Below are 2,923 nucleotides of genomic sequence, written 5' to 3'. Positions count from 1 at the left end.
ACAAAAAGAGACTATCCTAAAAGGCACCTATATGCCTTTTCGGATAGTCTCTTTTTGTATGAAATTATATATAACCTTAACGGTACAGAGCCGTCTTTCTTTTAGTTTGTCACAATATGTTCTACACACTGCGGTAAATGATCTAGCTTTGTTGTTAAAAATGCAGGTTGCGTATTAAAAAGATGTAATTCCTCTAGCGAAACCCACTGGAATTCAAACTCTCGACCACCATCTTCTCTTATAAAAGAACCCGTTTTCGGAATAACGAAATCTTCTAAATGTGTTTCATAGTAAAAACCAATTTCATGAAACTCATGATTATCGTATGTAAAAAACTTCTCCACAACCCATATTAATCGTTTTACATTTGCATTCGCTTCTAATTCTTCTTGAAGCTCTCTTTTCAGAGCAGACTCACTACTTTCCAACATTTGAACTCGTCCGCCAGGTAAACACCAATAGTCATCTCCCTTGCCGCGATGAAGAAGAACCTGTCCATTTTCTATACATACAGCTGCTACACGATAGTTAAAACGTTTCCCATCCTCTGTAAAAACAATATCCATCCCGATTTCCTCCCCATATCTATCTGACAAATAAAAACCCACAAATTCCATTATAAGAAATTTGTGGGTTTTTTTCTAATTATTCCGCAAAATTTTTCGCAATTTCTCTCGCTTGTGCAATTGCTTTTCCTTTAATACGCTCTGCTTCATTCGGCATTTGATTCATACCTTCTACAAAAACAGATTGCACATCTATAATTCCAACAAAGCTCATAATGGCCCGAAGATAACGATCTCCAAATTCCATTTCTTTTGCTGGGCCTTCTGAGTATATACCACCGCGTGCTTGGATATGAACGGTCTTTTTACCAGATAACAAACCAACAGGACCTTCTGCTGTATACTTGAATGTTTTTCCTGCAATACAAATTGTATCAATATACGCTTTCATAAGCGGTGGAAAACTAAAATTCCACATCGGTGTTACAAATACATATTTATCCGCTTCTACAAATTGATCTGTTAATTTATTAATTGCAGAGACCTTACTTTGCTCTTCTGCAGAAAGATTTTCAAACACTGTCCCTTGTTGTAGTTTTCCCCATCCACTAAATACATCCGCATCAATGTACGGAATATTAGTTTTATATAAGTCAAGTTCAATAATTTCATCATTTGGAGCCTCGCTACGATATACTTCTAAAAAAGCTTGTCCAACTGAAAGTCCATATGATTGATCGGGTGTTTTAGGATTTGCAGTAATGTATAAAATTTTGCTCAATTGTTATCTTTCCTTTCAAAATATAAATTCAACCCTCCTTATATTGCCTTTTATATTGATTTTTATTAAAAATTTTATATTGTTTTGCTGCTTGCATCATTTATATATACTTTACAAATAATGCTCGACTTCCACCTTTTCCATCATAGTTTGTATGTACAGACACACCATCTATTTCATCATCTCCTCTTTCAATCTCAAAACCTATCTCACGATGAAATTGAATAGACTTTTTGTTAACCGGAGATGTTATTGCTTTTACAACGTGACGACCATTGGAACGAACTGCATCAAAAAAAGAAGAATACAGCGCTGATGCAATCCCTTGTCTTCTAAATTTCGGATTCACACCGATAAAATGAACGTATGCCTCATCCTCAAAAGTTTGCGAGAAAAAACCACATAAAAATCCTGCAATTTCATTGTCTTTTTCAATAATAAAACTAGTTTCTTGGAAATGAATAAAAAAAAGCTTTGGCAGCATATCTGCCATCTGTCTTCCGCCCCACCAGTCATTCATAACAGAATTTATTGTAGTATAATCCTCAGGTTTAATTTTTCTAATGTACATATGTCATATCCTCTCTTTTTCCAGTAATACTCATATATTATTAGATATTGAGATACATTTTCCTGTTTAACTTAAAAATTTATTTTCGTAGATACATATGAGATAATTAGATTAACACAAATGAAATTAGGTGGAAATTATGCAAATAAAGCCTTCTTTTGGCAAGAAAAAGCCACATATAGAATACTTATCACGCCCAAGCGCTTATGCAATTATTTTTAATGAAAATACTAGTAAAATAACCATTATCCAAAAAGATGTAAGATATTTTTCACCTGGCAGCGGAATAGAAAATAGCGCAACAATAGAAAGTTGCTTACACCGTGAACTATTAGAAGAATTAGGCTGGGAAATTGAGGTGCAGCATTATGTCGGAAATGCTGAGCTCTACTTTTATGCTGAAAAAGAAGATGTTTATTATATAAATGATGGATATTTTTACATATGTAACAAAAGACGAAAAACACATATTCCAAAAGAAGATGACTATATCCTGCATTGGGTTTCTTCATCTGAAGCTCAGCGGTTGCTTGTTCATGATCATCAACAATAGGCTGTGAGGCAAGCGGTCTTATTTTGCAACCAAAAATAATTACTTTTCCTTAAATTTATAAACTTTTTAAATTAAGTGTTCTCATGAATACTTTTTCAGCTCTTTCGTATTGTACCGGGCTCATGCATTTTAGTTTTGCTTTAATTCGGTGAATTTTTCTATAAAGTCAAAAGGATCAAAATTTAACAAGATTACGAAAAACGCTATGATAAAAACCGACAAACTAAAGATCCAATAATTTAATTTGCTTATATGCAATCTTCGGTAGATAAAACGATTTCCTGGTACCAAAATGAGAAAAATGAAAAGTAACATTAGTAATGTTGAAAAAAGAGAAAAAACAGCTGATATCCCTACTTCTCCAAGAATATCAGGAGGTGTGCTAAAGTAACCTATCAGAATCGCCGTAAAATAAATACTATATATTATAAAAAAAGGTATGTAAGGAAATATAAATGCAAAAATTATATGAATAAATATATTTAAAAATATAAGTTTTATTTTCATTTCTT

General features: G+C 32.8%; 5 protein-coding genes. 1 reads left to right on the top strand and 4 read right to left on the bottom strand.

Annotated elements, in window-relative coordinates; genetic code table 11:
• Window positions 1–101: 101 nt before the first annotated feature.
• From V7024_RS22365 to V7024_RS22355, 3 genes are all read right to left on the bottom strand, one after another.
• Entirely contained in the window at window positions 102–566 is a 465-nt protein-coding gene (locus tag V7024_RS22365) for an NUDIX hydrolase (RefSeq protein WP_335524069.1), read from the bottom strand.
• Window positions 567–645: 79 nt separating this feature from the next.
• Window positions 646–1,287 carry an FMN-dependent NADH-azoreductase gene (locus V7024_RS22360; protein ID WP_335524066.1) on the bottom strand — a complete coding sequence of 214 codons (642 nt, stop codon included), beginning with the start codon at window positions 1,285–1,287 and terminating at the stop codon, window positions 646–648.
• A gap of 100 nt (window positions 1,288–1,387) precedes the next feature.
• Window positions 1,388–1,858 (bottom strand): GNAT family N-acetyltransferase, encoded by a 471-nt coding sequence (locus V7024_RS22355; RefSeq protein ID WP_335524063.1) that lies wholly within the window; start codon window positions 1,856–1,858, stop codon window positions 1,388–1,390.
• A 139-nt stretch (window positions 1,859–1,997) separates the two neighbouring features.
• On the opposite strand from V7024_RS22355, the gene V7024_RS22350 reads away from it, so the two are divergent.
• The gene (locus V7024_RS22350; protein WP_335524060.1) at window positions 1,998–2,411 is read left to right on the top strand and encodes an NUDIX domain-containing protein; all 414 of its coding nucleotides are present in this window, start codon (window positions 1,998–2,000) and stop codon (window positions 2,409–2,411) included.
• A 129-nt stretch (window positions 2,412–2,540) separates the two neighbouring features.
• Here V7024_RS22350 and V7024_RS22345 read toward each other — a convergent pair.
• Window positions 2,541–2,923 (bottom strand): hypothetical protein (locus V7024_RS22345; protein ID WP_335524057.1); only part of this gene is annotated, 383 nt, incomplete at its 5' end.

Origin of the sequence: Bacillus sp. JJ864, assembly GCF_036963045.1 — a bacterium.
Taxonomy (GTDB): domain Bacteria; phylum Bacillota; class Bacilli; order Bacillales; family Bacillaceae_G; genus Bacillus_A; species Bacillus_A pseudomycoides_C.
Note: the sequence above shows the minus strand (reverse complement) of the source record. Positions and strands in the feature narration are given on the sequence as shown.